The following is a 21,062-nucleotide window of genomic DNA, read 5'->3' on the forward strand; positions in this document are numbered from 1 at the left end:
AGTTCTCATTTGGAAAGAGATCAATCTGAATAGAACATGTTTAGCTATACTTCAAATGTGCTTTCATATGTCTTAATGACTATTCTCTGAATCATACGGTTGGTATGACAGATAGATTGAGATTTAAGACAAATAAGCTGAGATTTTCTTTTTTTGCCCAACAGATTTACAACAGAGGTTCCGATAAATTAATTGTCTTTTATCATCATAAGATAAATATTTTGACCAGTTGACTTGCTCTTATCGTTCGGCCAATCATTTTAAAATGACCATGCCAGATCCGAAACGAGCACTTGTTGGTAGCTCACTTGATAACTCCAGTGAAAGAATAATTTCACTAAGCTTGCCAACCTCAGAAAAAAGAAAAAAAACGAGATTATTGGACAGTCAAATGAGATGTTGTGAGAATTAATCTTAATACTGTTTCAATTAGAACAGGTCTTTTGATAACATCAAACAAATTGAACTAACTCTTAAGGAACGAACCATGGATGGATGGGAACAAGCACTAGCCGGTCGCGATGATCTCGCTAAATATGAGGAAAATGATTTACTTCTGTTTGCCCTTGAAATTAATCAAAATATAGATGACATAGAACTAATAGCAAACGATGCATTGACCGATGGTCCAGATGACAAGAAATGTGACTTAATTTATGTCAATCGTGAATCTGGTAAAGTCATAATCGCTCAAGCATATAAAAAGACCGGTTCTACTGATTCCTCTCCACCATCGAATAAAGCGAGTGATCTAAACACTGCATCTACTTGGATACTCCAATCATCAACCTCCTCCATTCCAGATAGAATTAAAGCAGCAGCAGAACAAGTTCACTTGGCATTAAATGATGAACAAATAACTTCTGTAGAATTCTGGTACGTACACAACTGTCAGGAGTCTCAAAATGTAGATATTGAACTTCAACGTGTAGCTAGTACAGCCGATAGTCTTATCAAACGTTATTTCCCAAATGCTGAAGTTGATTCAGTTCTCTCAGCTCAAGTTGGTCGAAACACCTTAGATGCTTGGTATAAATCTACTCAAGTACCAATTTTAGTTACTGAAAGCTTTGATTTTGAGAGTCGTGGTGGCTTTTATTCTGAAGGAGATAAATGGTCGGCTTATTCCACTTCTGTGTCTGCTGACTGGCTTCATAAGATGTTTCAAGAACATGGTAAAAACCTATTTTCTGCTAATGTCAGAGATTATTTGGGTAGCCGTCGTTCAGATAAAAACATCAATAACAACATTAAAACAACGGCCTCTAATGAACCTGATATGTTCTGGGTTTATAACAATGGTATTACTGCATTAGTTAATGACTTTAACTTCACCTCTGAAGATGATTTTGGTCTCTTTACAATCTCAGGCATTGCCATTGTTAATGGTGCTCAAACTACAGGAGCTCTTGGTAGTTTAGATAATGTCGACCTTAAAAATGCCCATGTTCCTGCCAGATTTGTAAAGTGTTCCGACCAAGCTACTATCAGAAATATCATCAGATTCAATAACAGTCAAAATAAAATCGAAGCTGCTGATTTCAGAAGCAATGATCCAATCCAATCCCGACTTCGTTCTGAATTTACATCAATTCCAGATGTTGAGTACTTCGGTGGTCGTCGAGGCGGCGATGATGATGCCATGAGAAGATCAAGAAATACCATTTCTTCATACTCTGTTGGCCAAGCCTTGATGGCCTTTCATGGCGACCCGGCTACTGCATACAACCTGCGAAGCCAGATCTGGCAAAACGATACCCTCTACTCACAAATCTTTAACGATCATCTAACAGCCACGCATGCTATATGTGCATTTTCCCTGATGAAAGCTGTAGATGCTGTTAAATCTAATCTCAAATCACTTCCACAAGACACAAGAACTGCAGCACAATCTCGATACGCCGAAATGTTACGGCAACGTGGTGCCACTTTTCTACTTACTTCTGCAGTTTCTGCTGGTTTAGAGTCTATTCTCGATCGTCAAATTAACTCAGTCTTTTCGATTCGATTTAGAGACAATATTTCAGCACGCGATGCAATTGAAATTTGGAAACCAGTCGTCGATGTTTTATTGCCATGTATCCCACAACTGTCAGCTGCATTTACAGGTGGCAACATTACAAACAAAGATAACGTTAAATCAGCAATAAATGCTTTTGTTGATATGGTCGAAGCTACTAAAAATGCAAACATAGAGCTATTCAATACATTGTCTGAAAAAATTCAAAGCGACAATTCATAGGTCAATAAGTATTTGTTGAGAATCACTATATCTAACCCTTTGTTGGATTAAATGCGATAAAGAGATTCTTGGATTATGAGTAGACAGCTGCTGCATTATTCAATCTCTTTGTTTTAATATTATTCTCAGGTGTTTTTAGCTTAAAAATTTCAATCTCTTGGAATTGCACACTCTAGTGATGTTTACGGCATCAGTGTAAACAGTATCCATTTTAATTTGGGAGTTAATTATCTATTACTTGCCAGGTGTATTAATGTCTATGTGGTTGATATATTAACCTTATAACAGCCATTTATTAGTTAACTCTAACCCATGTAGTTTTTATTGAATTGCACACTTCATTTAAAACTCAGTTAATTGCCTAACTCATATAACTCATGAGGGAGCTCACTCCCATCAAATATTATTTTATTTCAGGAGTTTTTTCCTGAAGAAGCCACAAAACGATACAAGATCACCGCCACCCAATCAGTTCTACTAGACATTAAACTACTGTTTAACCATTAAATATGTATTTATTTTTAATGGTTAAGTGATTTTTAGAACGTCATAAAACCCTCCTTTGCAAACATCAAAACCTCTTTCAACAACCTGACTAGCAAAAATCGGCAAGACTCACCCAAATCGGGAAAAACCTCTCGGGATCATGCCGATTTTTACTACAGCCTAAAATTTTAACTCGCTATAGTTAGGCCGTTGCAATTTTACAACATCGGTGAGCCAGTCTTGGCCATAGGAGGAGAAATGAGAATGAATCTTGGTGCTGAAACTTATCATCAGCAACCACAAATGAATACATCCGTTCCAGATGCAATAGATTTTTCTAAGTCGAGTTCAACAAAAGCCCGATTTGCCACGATGGTTATTGCAGTCATGATGGGAATAGGAGCAGGCGGCCTATTAACTTCACAAGGTGCTAGTACAGGGGCATTGCAATGGATGTTCATTGTACTAGCTCTAATCGGTGGCTTTCTTTCCACATGGTCACCTTGCGGATACTCAAGCTTAAGTCTGCTTCGACCAGCCGGAAAGTATTCATTAAATTCGGTTATTCGCTGGACCCCGACTTTTATCACCCATGCACTGGGTTATGCTTTAGGAGCCTTGATGTTAGGCGGCATGTTGGGACTGATCAGCTGGACATTTTTTAGCGACTTACCGTTCACTTACATGGCCAGTGGTATAGCAATACTCGCTTTAGGTTACGGTGCACATCAGCTTGGTTTTATGAAAATGCCATACCCACAACGCCGGGCGCAAGTTCCTCACGATGCAAGATTTCGTTTTCGTTCATCCACTATCGGCCTATTGTATGGCTATGCACTGGGTATGAACTATCTAACCTATGTTCAAACCCCAATTCTTTACATCGTTACTGCCGCTGCATTGCTTAGCGGCAGCATTACAACGGCAATTGCCGTTATTGCCATATTCAACATCGGACGCTGTTTACCAGTTGCCGTTAACTTCCTGCCGATTAGTAACCAATCAGTACAAGCTTGGCTGGCTCGTTGGCAGGAACGTGCTGTTGAAATAGATGGGTTCCTTCTACTTTCAATTGGGTCAGCAGCCTTAATGCTTCTTATTCTTTGAAGCAGGATGAATCTTTTTTGAAAAATTAGTAACAAAAACATTAACAAAAATTAATGGTTGGAGGAGAGATATGACCATAAAAAATAGTGTAATTAGAGCTGGACAACCAAAACAATCCAAGCGTTTCGCTGTCAGTTTGGCTTTTGCTACGATACTGGCCGGTGGCACTCAAGCTGTTATAGCAGGGGGAGCTGTACCTCAACAATTGGGGTCAGAGGCGACCTTGGAGCTAATGGATACGCCAACCATTCTTGATGCACCACCAAGTGATCCCAAACGAGTCTATTTGCTCGACGCGGGCGCTTTTCATATGACGTCAACTTATTACACAATTGATGGCAATAACAACAAACTGCTCGGCATGACTGATGCAGGTAAGTTACCTCATATGATGTTAGGAGATAACGGTAACTTTATGGCTATTGCTAGCACCATGTATTCACGTGTTGCTCGGGGTACGCGAGATGACTATATCGAAATCATTGATTCCAAGACACACAGACCAATAGCTGATATTGATATTCCAGAGGGTCGTTTCCTGACAGGCGTAATGCAACGCATGGCCAGTTTGAGTGCTGATGATAAACATATCTTGTTCCAGCAGTTTTCACCTTCACCAGCAGTAGGTCTTGTCGATTTGGAAAAAGAGTCTTTCGTTAAGATGATGCCAATTCCAGACTGTTACCACTTGTTCCCTGTACCAGATCAAAAGTTCTTTATGCATTGTCGAGATGGCTCTCTTCTCGAAGTAAGCTATGACAGTGAAGGAAAAACACAACAGAAAAATACTAAGGTTTTTCACGGTGAAGAGGATTACCTCTTTAATAACCCTGCCTACTCAAACAAAACCGGACACCTTGTGTGGCCCAGTACAAGCGGTCGTATTTTCCAAGCCAAGCTAACTGCTTCGGGTGCTGAGTTTATGGAACCATTTGAGGCATTCACTAAAGAACAGAAAGCAGACATGTGGGCTCCAGGCGGCTGGCAACCAGTCAGTTATCACAATGATCGTAACGAAATATATCTGTTAGCTGATCAACGTGACAAATGGACACATAAGCTTACAAGTCGTTATGTATTCGTCATTGACGGTACCACCGGCAAACAATTACGTCGCATCGATATGGGTCATGAAATAAATGGTATAGGGGTTAGTCAAGATGCAGAACCTTATCTTTTTGCTTCTTCTCCAGGAGAACAAACTCTATACACCTTCGATGCAATCTCTGGGGAGGAACTAGGCAAAATTGATGAGCTTGGAAGAGCACCTGTATTAATTTACTTACCGGAATAAAGTGAGGAAATTATGAACTTGGTAATTAATGACGCTTCTGTCGCCGTTCTAGCCTCAATTTTTCTTGGGCTAGTATTGGCAGCCGCAGCAATTCCCAAGTTACGACACCCTGACGAATTTCAGGGTGTCGTAACAAACTACCGGTTGTTGCCATCGTTTCTGGTAACGCCTTTTGCCAGATTGCTTCCTCTAGTTGAACTGGTATGTGCAATAGCACTTCAAATAACGCAAGTTCGAGAAATGGCAGCATGGGTGGCATCCGGACTTTTTATCATGTTTGCAGTGGCTATCGCTATTAATGTTGGTCGTGGAAGAACGCATATTGATTGCGGTTGTGTCCGACGCCCAACCAGTGTGAGTCGTATAGGGATGTTTCATGTACTAAGAGCACTTAGTCTGGCTGGTGTCAGCCTTTATGCTGCTTTAGTCCCTGTAAATTTGGCCAGTCTTTCAATTGTTTCCTGGGTGATGGGATTGGCTGCAGCAGTGATGCTTACCCTTCTTTACTTGGCAGCAGATTTGATTGTCGGTCTTCCCGCCACTCGCACTAACAAACTCTAGACTTAAATTAAAGGAAATACTCTAATGAATGTTGAATTACTTATTGCTTCAAATGTTCTGCTTTGGGGAGCATTTTTAGCATTAGCTGCACTTATGCTTGGTGTCATTCGTCAGATAGGGCTGCTACATGAAAGATCAGCCCCATTAGGAGCAATGATGATCGATCATGGTCCTGATATTGGTGAACGCTCTCCAGTGTTTAATGTAACAACTATTGATGAGAAGCCACTTCTTGTTGGTCGGGCTATAACTCCAGGGCGACCGAGCTTATTAATGTTTACAGGCCCATCTTGTCCAGTCTGTGCGAAATTATTGCCAATTATTCGCTCAGTAGCTGCGGCTGAAGGTACAGATGTAATTTTGATAAGTGATGGTACTCAGGCCGAGCACCGAGAGTTTTTGAAGAATCATCCACTTCAGGGTGAGCGATATGTTGTTTCTGCAGAAATTGGCATGCGCTATCAAGTTTCAAAAGTACCTTACGGTGTTTTGTTGGACCAAGATGGTGTCATTCAATCTAAAGGTCTATGTAATACCCGTGAACATGTGGAAAGTCTGTTTGAAGCTATTCGCTTGGGTCACTCTTCATTACAGAGCTTCATGCAAGATGGAACAACAGCGCCTGCAGCAAGCTTAAGCAAAGAAACGCACGTACATTAATCTGTGGATAAACAGTTATAAAGAACTAACGGAGAGAATAGAAATGAAAAAAAATAAAGGTTTTGACTCAACTATGGAAAAGCTGGCCAGAGGCACTGCCAGTAAAACAGGTCGTCGTGGCTTTATTGGCAAACTTGGTGGGTTTATTGTGGGTGCAGGATTACTGCCCCTACTGCCAGTAGATCGCCGTGGACGGATGAAAGAAGCCAACGCAACCACTACTGGCACAATGGATAGGAGTGGTTTTCAACCACAGGATCAAGATACTCAAGCCTGTGATTATTGGCGTCATTGTTCTATCGACGGCAACCTTTGTGATTGCTGCGGTGGTACGTTAACTTCATGTCCACCAGGAACCGAGCTTTCACCTAGCTCTTGGGTAGCAAGTTGTTATAACCCCGGAGACCAGCAGACCTATCTGATTGCCTACCGCGACTGCTGTGGCAAGCAGACTTGTGGACGTTGTAATTGTCTTAACACTGAAGGCGAACTTCCGGTTTATCGCCCTGAGTTCTCAAACGACATCGTATGGTGTTTTGGTGCAAATAATGACGCTATGACCTATCACTGCACAATCTCACCAGTTGTCGGTAAGGCAAGCTAAGTTAGATAGGTATAACCTAGCATGAGAATCAGCAGCCTGTTTGTATTTTTATCAGTTGTCCTGACATTTCAGGCTGCTGACTCTTTTGCCTCTGAACTGGAAGCCTTCAAGCGTCCAGAGGGAATTCCGGCGCCATCTACCAACCCACTTACGGTGGAAAAGGCGGCGCTCGGAAAAACCCTGTTTTTTGACCCTCGCCTTTCTAGAAACCAGGAAATGTCATGTGCCACATGTCATGCTCCAGATAAACGTTGGAGTGATGGACGCAAGATCCCACTTGGCTCTGAAAGTCTTTTGAATCCGCGACGAACTCCCACTGTTTTAAACAGCGCATGGCTTACCTCACTAATGTGGGATGGACGTGCTGACACACTGGAGTCGCAAGCCGTTTTACCAATAACAACTCAGCATGAAATGAATTACGACATGTCAGAGCTGACCACTCGCCTGCAGGATGTCGAAGGATATTACCCATTATTTAAAGCCGCTTTTGGTGATGAAGTTATCAATCAGCAACGTATTAGTGAAGCGTTGGCTAGCTTCCAACGGACCCTAGTTTCTGCGCCATCCGCGTTTGATAGATGGGTAGAGGGTGACGAATATGCAGTTAATGAAAGTGTTAAACGAGGTTTCGCTCTATTTAACGAAAAAGCACAATGTGTAGCGTGTCACGCATCGTGGCGATTTACCGATGACAGTTTTCATGACATTGGTCTTAACAGTAACGATCTCGGTAAAGGTGCATTGGTCCCGCCTCAAATCATCATTATGCAACATGCATTCAAAACCCCTTCACTTCGTGATTTACCTGAAAATGGTCCATTCATGCATGATGCATCAATGAACACACTGGAAGAAGTAATAAAGCATTACGAAAAAGGCGGAATCCAACGAGAAAGCCTATCTCCAGAAATGAAGCCTTTTAAGCTGACTGAAACCGAGCGCGATGATCTTATCGCTTTCATCAACTCACTTACGGGCCCGGTACTCGGCATTAAATTTCCTGATATTCCTGAATGAATATCTCGACAACTTTAATTCAGCACATGAAAACAAAATGAAATTTTTCGCAATAGAACGTATCAACAAAATATTTTTCCATATGGTCAACAGATTAATCTTGATCATTCTTATTACAGCCAGTTTTATAACATGTGCTTACTCGATGCAGCTTCATACTGAAATCCAAAAAGAAGCCGATACCAAAGTTCATAAAATCTATTTACTACATCACGATTTTGAATTCGATGTCTACAAAGTATCTCCCGGCGACATCATAGAAATCATTAATCAATCAGATATTTCTCATAGTGTTTACATCGAAACACCTGATGAAACTATCATCAACATAGATGAAAAGCTTTATGTGCAAACACCTGGAGTTTCAGTAAGGTGGAAAGTGCCAGAATCCGGTGAGTTTACTCTGCGCTGCTGGATCCATCCAGTCATTCACGCCAAGTTGCTTATTTCGGAATCGATAGATTAAAAGGCGTGCATAAGCAATAGAGGTGGGAGATGAGAAATAAAACCGAACTTAATCCCGACAAAACTGAACCCGAGAGAAGAACAGCATTTAAACAGATATTCCGCCGTTTTGGCGTTGCTGTTGTCGGCACGTTGGCAGGACATGCCATGTTACGTTCCCGGCCAGCTATATCTGCTGAAATTATACGTCCACCTGGCGCATTACCTGAACCAGCTTTTGACTCAACCTGTATTCGCTGTGGTTTATGCGTGGAAGATTGTCCCTACGATATTCTTAAGTTAGCAAGTTGGACAGATGATGCTCCCGTTGGAACACCTTTTTTTGTGGCCAGAGAAGATCCCTGCAGAATGTGTGCAGACATTCCATGTGCTCGAGCATGCCCGACAGGCGCTCTTGACCCTTTATTAACAGATATTCGTAAAGCGGATATGGGCGTAGCAGTGCTTGTAGGGCATGAAACCTGCCTTAACTACAAAGGGATGTCTTGTAGTATCTGCTGGCGAGTATGCCCAATTCGTGATGAAGCAATAACGCTTGAAACTATTAAAAATGCCAAGGGGACGCTACAAATCCCGACAGTTCACTCAGATAGGTGCACAGGATGTGGTACCTGTGAAAAACACTGTGTGCTATCCGAAACAGCGATACGTGTTTTACCACGCAAGCTTGGTCTGGGACAACCGGGTAGAAACTCAGCTGGTCGCGACAAAGTATGATTAACTTTATCAAAATAATTTGTACTGGAATCTATAGTAAACGCTGGTTGCTTGCACGCCGGACCGTTCAACTTTTCATTCTGTTGGCTTTTTTGTACCAACTTCCATTAATTGGTGACATCGCCACAGGCAACTTATCTTCAAGTGAATGGTTTGGCACAATTCCTCTGACTGATCCCTTTATATTGCTGCAATCATTTTTAGCAGGTTCATCACTTGCCTACCCAGCATTGATAGGTGGATTAATCGTAGCAGCTTTTTATGCCATTTTTGGTGGTCGGATTTACTGTAGCTGGGTATGCCCCATAAACATGTTAACTGACGTTGCCTATTGGTTTCGTCAACGCTTTGGCATAAAAAGTAATTTATCGATTTCGAAAGGGCTCAGAAAAGCCATATTGTTGTTAGCTTTATTGCTTTCTTTTTCTGCGGGCACGCTCGCATGGGAAATAGTCAACCCAATTACTCTTTTTCAAAGAGAGTTGATGTGGGCATCAATATCAGGGTCATTATTTTTATTAGGTTTGTTTTTCTTCGATTTACTGGTTAGCCGTCGAGGATGGTGTGGGCATATTTGCCCTGTTGGAGCTTTTTATGGATTCCTCGGTCATTTCGGGCGTTTGCGTATTACTGCGGACAAACTTGAGTCCTGTGCCGGTTCGGCTTGCTCAGCATGTATAAAAGTATGTCCTGAACCACATGTGTTAGTACCGGTGGTGTCTCAAAAGGGCAACAAGGTCATCTCTGGTGATTGCACACGCTGTGGAGCCTGTCTTGATAAATGCTCAACAGGAGCGCTTTCTATGAAGATGGATTTAGGTCACAGAAGATCATTTAAAAACATCCCCATTGTGACAAAAAAATAATAACTCTTTAAAAAAAGAGGTTGACGGTGAATCGCCAACCTTTCCAAGACGAATTAATCTACCAAATTAACACTTCCACGCATCATTGCTGAATGTCCAGGGAATGAGCAGAAAAAAGTATAAGAACTATCAGCGTTTAGTGAGCCAGTTTCAAATGTAACAGAAGCATTTTCACCCCCACCAAGTATCGGAGTAGAGGCAATAACCCGAGCGTCATTTTCAGGTAGATAATCGTTCGCAAGACCCGCGGTGATCCCGGCGTTAACGATTTCAGGGACATCGGATGTTTGAGCCAATACCCAGTTATGCCCCATACCACCTTTTGGTAAACGACCAGTATGCTCAAAATTTACAGTGAACTCTCCACAGCTCAAAGGAATATTCATCGTTCGGGTACTAAAAGCCATACCATCCCCTGCACTGATAGACACTTCACAGTTATCTGCTGCAGCTACCGTCGGAAGTAAAGCAATTGCTAAAGGCAACAGTAAGTAAAATCGCATATAAATCTCCAAATTATTTAAATGTAGAGTATGTGATTTTAGTCTTGTCACTTATTAAGCATTAGCAATAATCGGCATGGCTTTGCCACTATCGCGTGTTAATTAATTTTGATTGTAACCTACTGGTCTTTTTTACGTGTATTACCACTAATTAACTGGCAACTTTAAGTAAATGATAAGAGTGCAAACACTTGGAATGAGAGCAGGACGCATATAATGTAAACGGCAATATGTATGCGGGTAGTCAGCTCTAGGTTCTTGATAGATTGTGAAGTAGATAACAGGTCAATATTACGCAACTAAAAAATCAGCAAAAAATCAAAAATCTCGTCAAATATGGGATATGTGATCAATTTTAGGGGGAGTTTTTTTAAAGAAATGGCAAATTGCTAATTTTTGCCTTCTTTCTGCCTAAGAATCCATATAGCTAATATATTTGTTTAAAGCTAAAACAATAATCAATCTCGTTTGTGTAAATTTTGTGACAAACTTGTGCCGTAGCAGTTGTCATAGTGATAGCGTAAGGCAGTTTTTAAACGTGGCGAACGTTATTAAGCTATTGATTTATAATGTAGATAATACTACCTATTACGACTTAAAATCCCTCGACTTTGCGGTCGTGCCGGTTCGATTCCGGCCCCGGGCACCATCAGAAATATCTAAGCCTCAATACTGAAAAGTGTTGGGGCTTTTTTGTTTTCAATACTTAGTGGTGCTTAAAGCCGTAAAGTCTTCGTCTGATAGTTCAAAATCACCAGCTTTTACGTTCTCTTCCAAATGATTCACCTTGCTGGTGCCTGGAATGGGAATAATTACTGGGCTGCGTTTTAACAGCCAAGCCAGCACAATTTGATTCGGAGTGGCATCGTATTTCGCGGCAATGGTTTTGAGTATTGACGCGGACTCTGCCAGTGCATTTTTTGCCAAGGGGTACCAGGGGATGAAGCCAATACCCTGTTCGGTACAGTAATCAACGACCTCTTCGTATTGCCGCATCTTCAGGTTATATTGATTCTGTACCGTACTGACCTTGAAATACTTCTGAGCTGCAATAATGTCGTCGACATCCACTTCACTTAAACCGACATGCTTAATCAGCCCCTCATTCTGAAATTCCTGCACAGCTGCGAATTGTTCGTCCCGAGGAACTTTGGGATCAATTCGATGTAACTGCCACAAACCGATCTGTTCTACATTGAGCCTTCGCATACTCATTAATACGCATTGCCTCAAATATTCTGGCCTTCCAAGTGGCGCCCAGATATTCTCACCATGCCGGGTTAAACCAGCTTTCGTTGCAACCAAAATGCCATCATATGGATACAATGCTTCACGAATTAAATCTTCACTGACATTAGGGCCATAACTATCTGCTGTATCAATAAAGTTGATGCCTAATTCTGGTGCCCTTTTTAACACTCGAAGGCATTGCTGACGATCTTCTGGTTCACCCCATATGCCAGGCCCGGTAACTCGCATAGTTCCCAAACCTATACGGTTAATTGAATACTGCCCGAGTTGGAATGAGGCTTGCTGTACAAGTGAATTGGTTTTAACCATGAGCGACTCCGACTAATTGCTTTTCTTGATGTTAACATGTCTGATTAGCCATCTATTTTTACGATGGATTTAGCCTTGCTCATAATGCACAGTTCGTATCTGCATCAGATTTACTCTCGTTAAGCTTGTTAAAGCATAGATTACATCAACTTGATAGCCTCAATTCAGTTGAGATCACAGGGGTATATAAGGCTGTTATGGATATTTGAACTAACTTACTCGACCTCTTGTGCCGGTTCGATTCCGGCCCCGGGCACCATCAGAAATATCTAAGCCTCAATACTGAAAAGTGTTGGGGCTTTTTTGTGGCTTATTTTGTTATGATTAAGACTTAATCTGACAGCAGTTAGCTTTTTATAAGCATAAAAACAACATCAAAACTGGCTCTCCTCCCTAATTAACACAAAGCTGATATTTGGATTTAGTGGGATATCGAACCTACTGCAGGTTTTTCACTGTTACACTATTGTTGAAATTTTTTGCCTTTAATTAAGGAACACAAGATGCTCAAAGCAATTACGACGTTTACACAGGCGAGAAACATTGCAATGGCACTGACCATGTCATTCTTGACCGCTACGCTGATCACTGGTTGTGGTAACGATGACAGCTCTGACACCACACCAAGCCCTGAAACTGAAATGAGCTCCGAAAATCAGAGCAACATGGACGCGACTGAAAACATCACACCAAGCGCACCAGAAACTGAAGTGGTCATTGAAGATGAACCTGTCGCTGAGAGTGATCAGACATCTGCGACGGATCAAACTGAAGCAACAGAGACAAATATTGAAGCTGAAGAGACTGATTCTGCATCAACCGCTGATAAAGCAACCACTACTCCAGCCGATGAGCCAGCTAGCGAAGGTCCCGAAACCCATACTGTTATGGCGCAAGGGCTTAAATACATTCCGCTGGTCATCACCATCAAGAATGGAGACACTGTTTCCTGGCGCAACATGCCCACTCACAACACAAAGTCACTCGATGGCTTGATTCCAGAAGATGCTGAGCACTGGGAATCACCCATAAATGAAAACTATGATCGGACATTTACTCAAGATGGTATCTATGTCTACAAATGTGTCCCTCACTTCGGAGCTGCCATGGGGGGCGTCGTTATTGTGGGCGAGCCAGTCAATCTGGAACAGATTAAAAACGCCGATGCCAACGGCGCTGCTGGCCGTTTGGTCAGAAAGGCTATTTCTAAAGCAGAAAGTATGTAGTTTTTTTGCCTGAGAAGTTGATACCAAAAAGCGGATTCAAAACGGAATCAGCATATGAGTGTTGGGGTGGAGAAACTAACGTAATGGCCTGTTCGATTACGGCCCCGGCACCATCAGAAATAGTAAAGCCCCTATACTGAAAAGTGTTGGGGCTTTTTTTGAGTGCAAGCCCACCACGATGACACGGACCAGTTAAAAACTGTCTAAAAAAGTATATATATTGATGGGGTTACTTTGCTTAAAGGTTTTAATTCTTCATTACCTGATTAGTACCGCGTTGAATGTATTCAGGAACGGCTACATAAATTTTAAGGTGCACTTTTTTGGTTCAGCCTGCCAACAAACCGTGCATCTTTAACGATATAACGCTCAGAAATTGCATCATTTTCTGTCCTATCACTTGATACGAAACACGCTGACCGCTTTCTCATTAAGGGCACAACTTCTGCATAAGTTATTACTAACTTAGTCATTAAGGTTGCGTAATGAAGTTCCAGGATTGGCTTGATGCCTTGCCCCAATGGTCAATGATGACGATCATTGTCTTGGGCGCTTTTATTACACTTACTCTTGTTAAGCGATTTATTCTGGCACGTATTTTAAAAGCCGCGGAGACCAGTCAAATCTCCCTAATCGGCATAATCATTAAATCGGTCAACTTCCCCCTCACACTTGTGTTACTGGCGTTCCTTTCCAAACTCTTTGAACAGTTGTTGGTACATTATTCAGTCAACATAAATTCCAGTATTTTTAATATTGTTGCCAAGCTTCTGCTCATCTTAGCGTTAGTGGTATTTGTTGATAGATTGGTGAACGGTTTAGTTGGCCGCTATGCCGATAGAAACGTTAGTTTCAGAACCAGCAAAGGCATCATGCAAGGTATCACGCATATCGTGATCCTCGGCCTTGGCTTGCTGATGATTCTCAGCACCATCGGTATTTCCTTGACTCCCATTATCGCCTCACTGGGTATCACCTCTTTGGCGCTGGCATTGGCGCTGCAACCGACACTGGAGAACTTCTTTTCCGGCATTCAGCTGGTCATCGATAAGCCTATCCGGATGGGGGACTTTATTGAGCTGGATTCAGGTGAACAAGGCTTTGTTGAGAAAATAGGCTGGCGATCAACCTGGATCCGAATGCTTCCCAACAATATCGTGATAATGCCCAATAGTGTTTTATCAAAGTCGAAGCTGATCAATTATTATTATCCGGAAAAACAGCTTTCCGTACCGGTTGAGGTCGGGGTGCACTACAACTCTGATCTGGAACACGTTGAGCGCGTAACGCTCGAAGTCGCCCGTGAAATTCTTAAATCACATAAATGGGGAGTGGAGGAATATGAGACATTTGTTGTTTTTCACACTTTTGACAATTCCAGTATTAATTTCACCGTTATGTTAAGAGCCCAGGAATATTTCAATCGCTTTTGGGTGAAATCAGCGTTTATCAAAGCCCTTCACAAACGCTATAGAGAAGAAGGCATCACCATTCCATATCCCATCAGAGCGATAAACTATGATCAGGAAAGCTCGGAGCAACGACCATCATGAGGAATTTACCCCCCTCGGCTTTGCGCCTGTGCAGTTTTGATTCCAGCCCTGGTCACTATCAATTTATAAGTGCTTTTTTTAAATTTGAGATTCGAGATTCCGAAACTTTTTAAAGTTTGGATGGAGTAACGCATCACCTAGCCACAAAAAAGCCCCCTTTCGGGGGCTTCTTGTTTTGCGTTGTTTCAAATCTTAACGGTTGCAGATATACATCGTTACTTCAAAACCGAAACGCATGTCTGAATATTCTGGTTTAGTCCACATGATAATCACCTCCAAGTTATTTCGTTAACTTACAATTCAAATGTTACGCTGACAGTTAAAAATGCCATAAGGTGATTTACTCATCCGGACTCAGGATTTTACTTTATGCATTTTCACAATAAACAACTGGAGTGAATATAATAATTTTGCGGTTTAGAGGCAAATCGAACGGACGGGGTTTGCCACTGTCATAATCTGGAACATGAATTTTTTATCAGGAGAGTACAAAATATGTTTAAAGCAACTTCGGCGTTTACACAGACAAGAAATATCGCCATTGCACTGACTATGTCGTTTGCGGCAGCCACGCTGTTTACAGCCTGTGGTAGCGATGACAGTTCTGACACGACACAAAACCAAGAAACGGGAATGAGCTCTGAAAATCAGAGCAATATGGACACGACTGAAAATATCACCCCGGTCCCATCAGAAACTGAAGTGGTCATCGAAGATGAACCTGCCGCTGAGCTTGATCAAACTGATAACTCCATGGCAACTGAAGAAACAGAAGTCAGTGGAACATCAGATGACGCAGCCGCTCAAGCCGATGAGCCAAAAAGTGAAGGAGCAGAAACGCATTTCGTAACTGCAGAGGGCCTGAAGTTTAATCCGCTGGTCGTCAAAATTAATTCCGGTGACTCTGTGTCTTGGCGCAACATGAGCACACATAACTCTGAATCAATAGATGGCTTGATTCCCGAAGGTGCTGAGAAATGGAACTCGCCAATGAGTGAAAATTATAAGCACACCTTCACAGAGGAAGGCATTTACGTCTATAAATGCACACCGCATATTGGCTCAGGTATGGGTGGAGTCATCATCGTAGGTGACCCAGTGAATCTCGAACAGATTAAAAATGCCGATGTCAGTGGCGGTGCTGGACGTCTGGTCAGAAAAGCAATATCTGAAGCAGAAAGTATGTAATTTCGGGCTCAGATAACTTCGCACCATAGCAAAAAGGCACTTATTTTAAGTGCCTTTTTTATTTCTGATGACCCGTCCTGAAATTAAGTCTACTGATCGGAAACGTATTTGGACAAGCTAAATCCAAGGCATAGGCATACCCAGAAAGATTGAGTGTTGGTCCTGGAATTGTCTGTTGTTGACCAAGTCAAAAAACTCTAGCTAGTCATAGACTTACTATATTTTGGATAAAGTTGAACTTTTTCAATAGCTCGTGCTCTGACGTTATTTACCTATATGGAATCGTTAAAATGCCCCTTAAAACCCGAAGACGTAGCGTATTAGAGCACGCCATAATTCATAGTCAGGATGAATTGGATAGACTGATCAAAGAATTAGATGCACAAGAGCAGCATGAGTTAGAAATGAGCCGTCGATTTGGAAGAAAACCAAGAAGAATGTCTGGAAAGTCAGCTCCTTTACTACTTGCAAAAGCTTTTCAGAATATTCAAAAGAAAAATTGAAACATAAAGTTAGCTTTAAACTTTATAGCAACATTCCCAACTGACTATGTACAGAAGCAATGATTGTCGTAAATTAATACAAAAAATACTTAACATCCAGTAAGTTTTTAGGGGTGGTAGTTGATACTGGTCCCGGTAATAAATAAAACAGGCACACATTCATGAGTGCTTTTTTTATGTCTGAAATTTGATATTTAAGAATAGGATTTCGTGATTTAATCCCGAACACTCGTCCACAAAAAAGCCCCTTTCGGGGGCTTCTTGTTTTGCGTTGTTTCAAATCTTAACGATTACAAATGTACATCGTTACTTCAAAACCGAAACGCATGTCTGAATATTCTGGTTTAGTCCACATGATAATCACCTCGTTGGTTGTTTTGTTTGTTTTACAGTTCATATATTACGCTGTCACAAAAAATAGCCATAAGGTGAATTGCTTGTTGGGACTCAGGATTTTGCTGGTCAGATCTCGATAGCCACCTTCAATACCCCATCGCGTTGATGAGAAAACAAATCATAGGCTTCGGTGATGTTTTCCAGTTTGAACCGGTGGGTCACCATGGGGCTTAAATCCAGTCTGCCGTGCGAAATAACATCCATCAAACGACGCATACGTTCCTTACCGCCGGGGCATAGTGAGGTAACGATTTTGTGGTCGCCCAATCCTGCGGCAAACGCATCGAGAGGAATGGTCAGATCGGATGAATACACGCCAAGACTTGATAATGTTCCGCCGGGTTTCAGGACACGCAACGCGGCTTCAAAAGTGCTTTGTTGTCCAAGGGCTTCAATGGCGACATCGACACCACGTCCACCGGTCAGTTTCAGTATTTCGGCAACCACATCATCTTTTCGATAATCCAGTGTCACATCTGCGCCCATTTGTTTGGAGATCGCCAGACGTTCATCCACCCCATCTACCGCAATGATAAAACTGGCACCCTTTAATCGCGCCCCGGCTGTGGCACACAAGCCAATCGGACCTTGAGCAAATACCGCCACAATGTCCCCAATTTTAATATTGCCTGATTCAGCACCGGCAAAACCGGTGGACATAATATCGGGACACATCAGGACCTGTTCGTCGGTTAAATTTTCTGGCACAGGGGATAAATTCGCCTGCGCATCCGGCACCAGAAGATATTCGGCCTGTGCCCCATCAATGGTGTTGCCAAACCGCCAGCCACCCATAGGTTTATATCCATGAGAGTGTGCTCCACCATCTTGTGCCGAACAGCCATCCTGACAGGCATAGGAGGTATAACTGGGACAGATTGCACCGGCTATCACCCGTTGCCCTTCATGGTAGCCCTGAACATTTTTGCCCAGCTTTTCAATCACCCCGACGGGTTCATGGCCAATCGTCAGGCCTTTTTCAACGGGATATTCACCTTTAAGAATATGCACATCCGTGCCACAGATGGTGGTTGTGGAAATTTTGATTAATGCATCATTATCGCCAATGTCGGGAATGGGTTTATCATCAATCTCGATGCGGCCTGGCTCAATAAAAATAGCTGCTTTCATCATAGTTGCCATAACGCGACTCCTCATAATTGTCTGAGATGTTCCCATAGCTGTAAAAGCGGGAGCGATAAAACCAGATTAGGTCTTTTGGGATTTTATGTCATTGACCCAGATCATTTAAGGCACAACTTGTTTTGCCGTAACTTAAGCACTGCAATAAATTTATGTGGCTAGATAAAAAAAGTCAGGCATAAGCCTGACAAAAACAACGAGAGAGACAACGTCAACTACCAGAAGGATCTTCTGTTGAGATTAGTTATCCGCCTAATTCGTTTCAGAAACCGTGAATCACATCTAATATTTAAAAAAACGATATCAGCCAGACGAAAAACCAAGGGTTTGATTGTAACGAATCACTGACTTATCAATGAAAGCAAAAAATAACTAACAGCTACTACAAAATGTAGCGCCAAATTGCCTTTTTCTCGCCATAATATTGCGCAATATTTATGCCCCATTTTGGTGCTGCCCGCACCTTCTTCGCTCGCAGTAAGACTCAATCCTGACCCTCTCTGCATCCTTAAAAAATCAGTGCCTCAGGCCTATTCTTGTTTTGCTGAATATTACGTTTTCTATGATAATTGGACTGCTTATTGCTTATGACTGTGATTGGATAAAAAGAACTTAATGGTCGTGTTCTGTTTCGCCGTTCTACTCATGATCAATTTTTACAGGGTTAAGCTTCTTACTACCATGTCGAATAACTACAACACGAATTAAACAAACATCGCAAAAAGGATAATTAAATGAGTGGAAACGAAACGCGCCTGACAGCCATTTCACAAATCACCAACCGCGAAAAAATCGCAGTCAAAACACCTGAATCCTTAGATAAGATTTGGGCAACGGATGTATTCAACCTGGAAACCATGGAACAGGCTTTGAATAAATCGGCATTCAAAGCGGTTAAACAAACAGTACAAACCGGCGCACCACTTGCACCGGCGGTGGCGGATGTTGTGGCAGCAGCGATGAAGAGCTGGGCGTTATCCAAAGGCGTTAAGTTCTTTTCACATCTTTTCTATCCAATGACTAATATTACCGCTGAAAAACATGACGGTTTTATTGTGACCAACTCTGAAGGTAATGCGATTACCGAATTCTCGGGCAGCTTGTTGATTAAAGGTGAGCCGGACGGTTCATCATTCCCTAACGGCAGCTTGCGTATGACCAATGCTGCACGTGGTTATACCGCCTGGGATCCAACCAGCCCTGCGTTCATCATGCATACCGAAAATGGTTCAACGCTGATGATTCCAAGCGTGTTTATGTCATGGACCGGTGAAGCGCTGGATAAAAAAATCCCGTTACTGCGCTCCAATGCAGCCATGGATAAAGCCGCTCGCAAAGTACTGTCATTAATGGGGGAAGAAGAAATTGCCCCACTGAGCTCAAGCTGTGGCGCTGAACAGGAATACTTCCTGATTGACATCAACTTTGCCAATGCCCGTCCAGACTTATTGTTAGCCGGTCGTACTCTATTTGGTGCCTCGCCTGCCAAAGGTCAGCAATTTGATGATCATTACTTCGGTGCGATTCCTGAGCGTGTGCAAATCTTTATGCAGGATTTTGAAGACCAGTTGTATCGTCTGGGCATTCCTGCCAAAACTCATCACAACGAAGTGGCTCCTGGCCAGTTCGAAATCGCACCGTATTATGAATCTGCCAACATCGCTGCCGACCATCAGCAGTTGATGATGACACTGATGAAAAGCACGGCAAAAAAACATGGTTTTATGTGCCTGTTACATGAAAAACCGTTCGCGGGTGTGAATGGTTCAGGCAAACACGTCAACTGGTCTGTCGGTAATGCCACACAAGGCAACTTGCTTGATCCAGGCAGTACTCCACACGATAACCTCAACTTCCTGTTGTTCTGTGGTGCGGTTATTCGTGGCGTCAATAAATACGGCCCGCTAATGCGTGCAGTTATCGCCTCAGCTTCCAATGACCACCGTTTGGGTGCCAATGAAGCCCCTCCGGCAATCCTGTCTGTGTATCTGGGTGACCAGTTGGAAAAAGTCTTCCAGGATATTAAAGACGGCAATATCGCCTCATCAAAACAAGGCGGCGAAATGGATCTGGGTCTGTCTCAAATCCTTAAATTCGAACGTGATCCGGGTGACCGTAACCGTACTTCTCCGTTTGCCTTCACCGGTAACCGTTTTGAATTCCGTGCTGTCGGTTCATCACAATCGGTATCCGGCCCATTAGTGGCGATGAACACTATTCTGGCTGATTCATTAGATTGGATTGCTGAAAAACTGGAAAGCGAACTGGCGAAAACGGAATCACGAACCACTGCCGTTTTAGCTGTATTGAAAACATTGATGGAAGAGAATGGCAATGTAGTGTTCGGTGGCGATGGCTATTCTGCTGAATGGCATAGAATGGCGGTTGAGGAACGTGGTTTGAAAAACCTGCCGACCTCAGCTGATGCGCTTCCATACCTGCGTGATGAGTCAATCCGCGAGCTGTTCAAGCGGACCAATGTGTTTTCACCGGTCGAGCTGGAAAGCCGCTTTGAAGTCTATGCCGAGCAGTACATTTTATCGATTGAAGTCGAAGCCAAACTGGTTATCGAAATGGCCAAAACCATGATTTACCCGGCAGCTACACAATATCTGGGCGAATTATCGATGACCTGTTCAGGTATGTCTGATCTGGGCATTGAAATGGACAACTCGATTGCCAGCTCAATCGCCAACGAAACCAATGCCATGATCGCTGCGGTAGCTGAACTGTCCAAAGCCATAACCAAACATGACTTTGACTCAATCGAAGCACATATGAACTACTGCGCGAATGATATCCATACCCTGATGGATAAAGTCCGTGCCCATGTTGATGCATTGGAAACGGAAGTAGCCGATGATTTATGGCCACTGCCGAAATACCGTGAGATGTTGTTTATCAAATAAACCGCAATCTAGGTTATAAGTAATAAAAAAGGGCCAGAGAATTTTCTCTGGCCCTTTTG

At 42.6% G+C, this 21,062-nt stretch carries 20 protein-coding genes; 15 read left to right on the forward strand and 5 right to left on the reverse strand.

Annotation, left to right across the window (positions count from 1 at the left end; all coding sequences use genetic code 11):
* Window positions 1-487: 487 nt before the first annotated feature.
* From B3S93_RS05785 to napH, 10 genes are all read left to right on the forward strand, one after another.
* On the forward strand, window positions 488-2,242 hold the full coding sequence (locus tag B3S93_RS05785; protein WP_292403689.1) for an AIPR family protein: 1,755 nt from the start codon (window positions 488-490) through the stop codon (window positions 2,240-2,242).
* Between the two features lie 744 nt (window positions 2,243-2,986).
* Window positions 2,987-3,835 (forward strand): methylamine utilization protein MauF, encoded by an 849-nt coding sequence (locus tag B3S93_RS05790; protein ID WP_292403686.1) that lies wholly within the window; start codon window positions 2,987-2,989, stop codon window positions 3,833-3,835.
* Window positions 3,836-3,905: 70 nt separating this feature from the next.
* A complete protein-coding gene (gene mauB, locus B3S93_RS05795) occupies window positions 3,906-5,129 on the forward strand; it encodes a methylamine dehydrogenase (amicyanin) large subunit (protein ID WP_292403681.1) in 1,224 nt (407 codons plus the stop codon).
* A gap of 12 nt (window positions 5,130-5,141) precedes the next feature.
* Complete coding sequence (locus B3S93_RS05800; protein ID WP_292403678.1) at window positions 5,142-5,690, forward strand: MauE/DoxX family redox-associated membrane protein; 549 nt, start codon at window positions 5,142-5,144, stop codon at window positions 5,688-5,690.
* Between the two features lie 24 nt (window positions 5,691-5,714).
* A complete protein-coding gene (gene mauD, locus B3S93_RS05805; RefSeq protein WP_292403675.1) occupies window positions 5,715-6,350 on the forward strand; it encodes a methylamine dehydrogenase accessory protein MauD in 636 nt (211 codons plus the stop codon).
* 43 nt (window positions 6,351-6,393) lie between these two features.
* On the forward strand, window positions 6,394-6,954 hold the full coding sequence (mauA, locus tag B3S93_RS05810) for a methylamine dehydrogenase (amicyanin) small subunit (protein WP_292403672.1): 561 nt from the start codon (window positions 6,394-6,396) through the stop codon (window positions 6,952-6,954).
* A gap of 21 nt (window positions 6,955-6,975) precedes the next feature.
* Window positions 6,976-7,974 (forward strand): tryptophan tryptophylquinone biosynthesis enzyme MauG, encoded by a 999-nt coding sequence (mauG, locus tag B3S93_RS05815; protein WP_292403669.1) that lies wholly within the window; start codon window positions 6,976-6,978, stop codon window positions 7,972-7,974.
* Window positions 7,975-8,119: 145 nt separating this feature from the next.
* Window positions 8,120-8,440 carry a hypothetical protein gene (locus B3S93_RS05820; RefSeq protein ID WP_292403666.1) on the forward strand — a complete coding sequence of 107 codons (321 nt, stop codon included), beginning with the start codon at window positions 8,120-8,122 and terminating at the stop codon, window positions 8,438-8,440.
* A 29-nt stretch (window positions 8,441-8,469) separates the two neighbouring features.
* Complete coding sequence (gene napG / locus B3S93_RS05825; protein ID WP_292403664.1) at window positions 8,470-9,156, forward strand: ferredoxin-type protein NapG; 687 nt, start codon at window positions 8,470-8,472, stop codon at window positions 9,154-9,156.
* Window positions 9,153-10,022 (forward strand): quinol dehydrogenase ferredoxin subunit NapH, encoded by an 870-nt coding sequence (gene napH, locus B3S93_RS05830; protein ID WP_292403661.1) that lies wholly within the window; start codon window positions 9,153-9,155, stop codon window positions 10,020-10,022. The genes napG and napH overlap by 4 nt, the downstream gene beginning before the upstream one ends.
* Window positions 10,023-10,075: 53 nt before the next feature.
* Here the strand turns inward: napH and azu are convergent, their stop codons facing one another.
* Window positions 10,076-10,525: an azurin gene (gene azu / locus B3S93_RS05835; protein ID WP_292403657.1), complete on the reverse strand. Its 450-nt coding sequence runs from the start codon at window positions 10,523-10,525 to the stop codon at window positions 10,076-10,078.
* A gap of 699 nt (window positions 10,526-11,224) precedes the next feature.
* Window positions 11,225-12,085: an aldo/keto reductase gene (locus B3S93_RS05840; RefSeq protein ID WP_292403654.1), complete on the reverse strand. Its 861-nt coding sequence runs from the start codon at window positions 12,083-12,085 to the stop codon at window positions 11,225-11,227.
* Between the two features lie 503 nt (window positions 12,086-12,588).
* Here B3S93_RS05840 and B3S93_RS05845 point away from each other — a divergent pair.
* Window positions 12,589-13,311 carry a plastocyanin/azurin family copper-binding protein gene (locus B3S93_RS05845; protein WP_292403651.1) on the forward strand — a complete coding sequence of 241 codons (723 nt, stop codon included), beginning with the start codon at window positions 12,589-12,591 and terminating at the stop codon, window positions 13,309-13,311.
* A 485-nt stretch (window positions 13,312-13,796) separates the two neighbouring features.
* A complete protein-coding gene (locus B3S93_RS05850) occupies window positions 13,797-14,864 on the forward strand; it encodes a mechanosensitive ion channel family protein (RefSeq protein ID WP_292403648.1) in 1,068 nt (355 codons plus the stop codon).
* Between the two features lie 192 nt (window positions 14,865-15,056).
* Here B3S93_RS05850 and pqqA (B3S93_RS05855) read toward each other — a convergent pair whose 3' ends face one another.
* Window positions 15,057-15,128, reverse strand: a complete 72-nt coding sequence (gene pqqA / locus B3S93_RS05855) for a pyrroloquinoline quinone precursor peptide PqqA (protein WP_081443609.1) — start codon at window positions 15,126-15,128, stop codon at window positions 15,057-15,059.
* A 231-nt stretch (window positions 15,129-15,359) separates the two neighbouring features.
* On the opposite strand from pqqA (B3S93_RS05855), the gene B3S93_RS05860 reads away from it, so the two are divergent.
* Window positions 15,360-16,052 carry a plastocyanin/azurin family copper-binding protein gene (locus B3S93_RS05860; protein ID WP_292403645.1) on the forward strand — a complete coding sequence of 231 codons (693 nt, stop codon included), beginning with the start codon at window positions 15,360-15,362 and terminating at the stop codon, window positions 16,050-16,052.
* 290 nt (window positions 16,053-16,342) lie between these two features.
* Entirely contained in the window at window positions 16,343-16,555 is a 213-nt protein-coding gene (locus tag B3S93_RS05865) for a hypothetical protein (RefSeq protein WP_292354431.1), read from the forward strand.
* A gap of 283 nt (window positions 16,556-16,838) precedes the next feature.
* Here B3S93_RS05865 and pqqA (B3S93_RS05870) read toward each other — a convergent pair whose 3' ends face one another.
* Together pqqA (B3S93_RS05870) and B3S93_RS05875 are read right to left on the reverse strand one after the other, a co-directional pair.
* Window positions 16,839-16,910, reverse strand: coding sequence for a pyrroloquinoline quinone precursor peptide PqqA (pqqA, locus tag B3S93_RS05870; RefSeq protein ID WP_081443609.1), 72 nt, complete (start codon window positions 16,908-16,910; stop codon window positions 16,839-16,841).
* A 107-nt stretch (window positions 16,911-17,017) separates the two neighbouring features.
* A complete protein-coding gene (locus tag B3S93_RS05875; RefSeq protein ID WP_292354429.1) occupies window positions 17,018-18,094 on the reverse strand; it encodes an NAD(P)-dependent alcohol dehydrogenase in 1,077 nt (358 codons plus the stop codon).
* A 734-nt stretch (window positions 18,095-18,828) separates the two neighbouring features.
* On the opposite strand from B3S93_RS05875, the gene B3S93_RS05880 reads away from it, so the two are divergent.
* Window positions 18,829-21,003 carry a glutamine synthetase III gene (locus B3S93_RS05880; protein WP_292403643.1) on the forward strand — a complete coding sequence of 725 codons (2,175 nt, stop codon included), beginning with the start codon at window positions 18,829-18,831 and terminating at the stop codon, window positions 21,001-21,003.
* The last annotated feature ends 59 nt before the right edge of the window (window positions 21,004-21,062 follow it).

Origin of the sequence: Methylophaga sp. UBA3613, from assembly GCF_002375415.1 — a bacterium.
Lineage (GTDB): Bacteria > Pseudomonadota > Gammaproteobacteria > Nitrosococcales > Methylophagaceae > Methylophaga.

What these genes read in the sequence shown, in the direction of transcription:
- B3S93_RS05785 (WP_292403689.1), top strand. Translation starts at nt 488, where the DNA reads ATGGATGGATGGGAACAAGCACTAGCCGGTCGCGATGATCTCGCTAAA.
- B3S93_RS05790 (WP_292403686.1), top strand. Translation starts at nt 2,987, where the DNA reads ATGAGAATGAATCTTGGTGCTGAAACTTATCATCAGCAACCACAAATG.
- mauB (WP_292403681.1), top strand. Translation starts at nt 3,906, where the DNA reads ATGACCATAAAAAATAGTGTAATTAGAGCTGGACAACCAAAACAATCC.
- B3S93_RS05800 (WP_292403678.1), top strand. Translation starts at nt 5,142, where the DNA reads ATGAACTTGGTAATTAATGACGCTTCTGTCGCCGTTCTAGCCTCAATT.
- mauD (WP_292403675.1), top strand. Translation starts at nt 5,715, where the DNA reads ATGAATGTTGAATTACTTATTGCTTCAAATGTTCTGCTTTGGGGAGCA.
- mauA (WP_292403672.1), top strand. Translation starts at nt 6,394, where the DNA reads ATGAAAAAAAATAAAGGTTTTGACTCAACTATGGAAAAGCTGGCCAGA.
- mauG (WP_292403669.1), top strand. Translation starts at nt 6,976, where the DNA reads ATGAGAATCAGCAGCCTGTTTGTATTTTTATCAGTTGTCCTGACATTT.
- B3S93_RS05820 (WP_292403666.1), top strand. Translation starts at nt 8,120, where the DNA reads ATGCAGCTTCATACTGAAATCCAAAAAGAAGCCGATACCAAAGTTCAT.
- napG (WP_292403664.1), top strand. Translation starts at nt 8,470, where the DNA reads ATGAGAAATAAAACCGAACTTAATCCCGACAAAACTGAACCCGAGAGA.
- napH (WP_292403661.1), top strand. Translation starts at nt 9,153, where the DNA reads ATGATTAACTTTATCAAAATAATTTGTACTGGAATCTATAGTAAACGC.
- azu (WP_292403657.1), bottom strand. Translation starts at nt 10,525, where the DNA reads ATGCGATTTTACTTACTGTTGCCTTTAGCAATTGCTTTACTTCCGACG.
- B3S93_RS05840 (WP_292403654.1), bottom strand. Translation starts at nt 12,085, where the DNA reads ATGGTTAAAACCAATTCACTTGTACAGCAAGCCTCATTCCAACTCGGG.
- B3S93_RS05845 (WP_292403651.1), top strand. Translation starts at nt 12,589, where the DNA reads ATGCTCAAAGCAATTACGACGTTTACACAGGCGAGAAACATTGCAATG.
- B3S93_RS05850 (WP_292403648.1), top strand. Translation starts at nt 13,797, where the DNA reads ATGAAGTTCCAGGATTGGCTTGATGCCTTGCCCCAATGGTCAATGATG.
- B3S93_RS05860 (WP_292403645.1), top strand. Translation starts at nt 15,360, where the DNA reads ATGTTTAAAGCAACTTCGGCGTTTACACAGACAAGAAATATCGCCATT.
- B3S93_RS05865 (WP_292354431.1), top strand. Translation starts at nt 16,343, where the DNA reads ATGCCCCTTAAAACCCGAAGACGTAGCGTATTAGAGCACGCCATAATT.
- B3S93_RS05875 (WP_292354429.1), bottom strand. Translation starts at nt 18,094, where the DNA reads ATGGCAACTATGATGAAAGCAGCTATTTTTATTGAGCCAGGCCGCATC.
- B3S93_RS05880 (WP_292403643.1), top strand. Translation starts at nt 18,829, where the DNA reads ATGAGTGGAAACGAAACGCGCCTGACAGCCATTTCACAAATCACCAAC.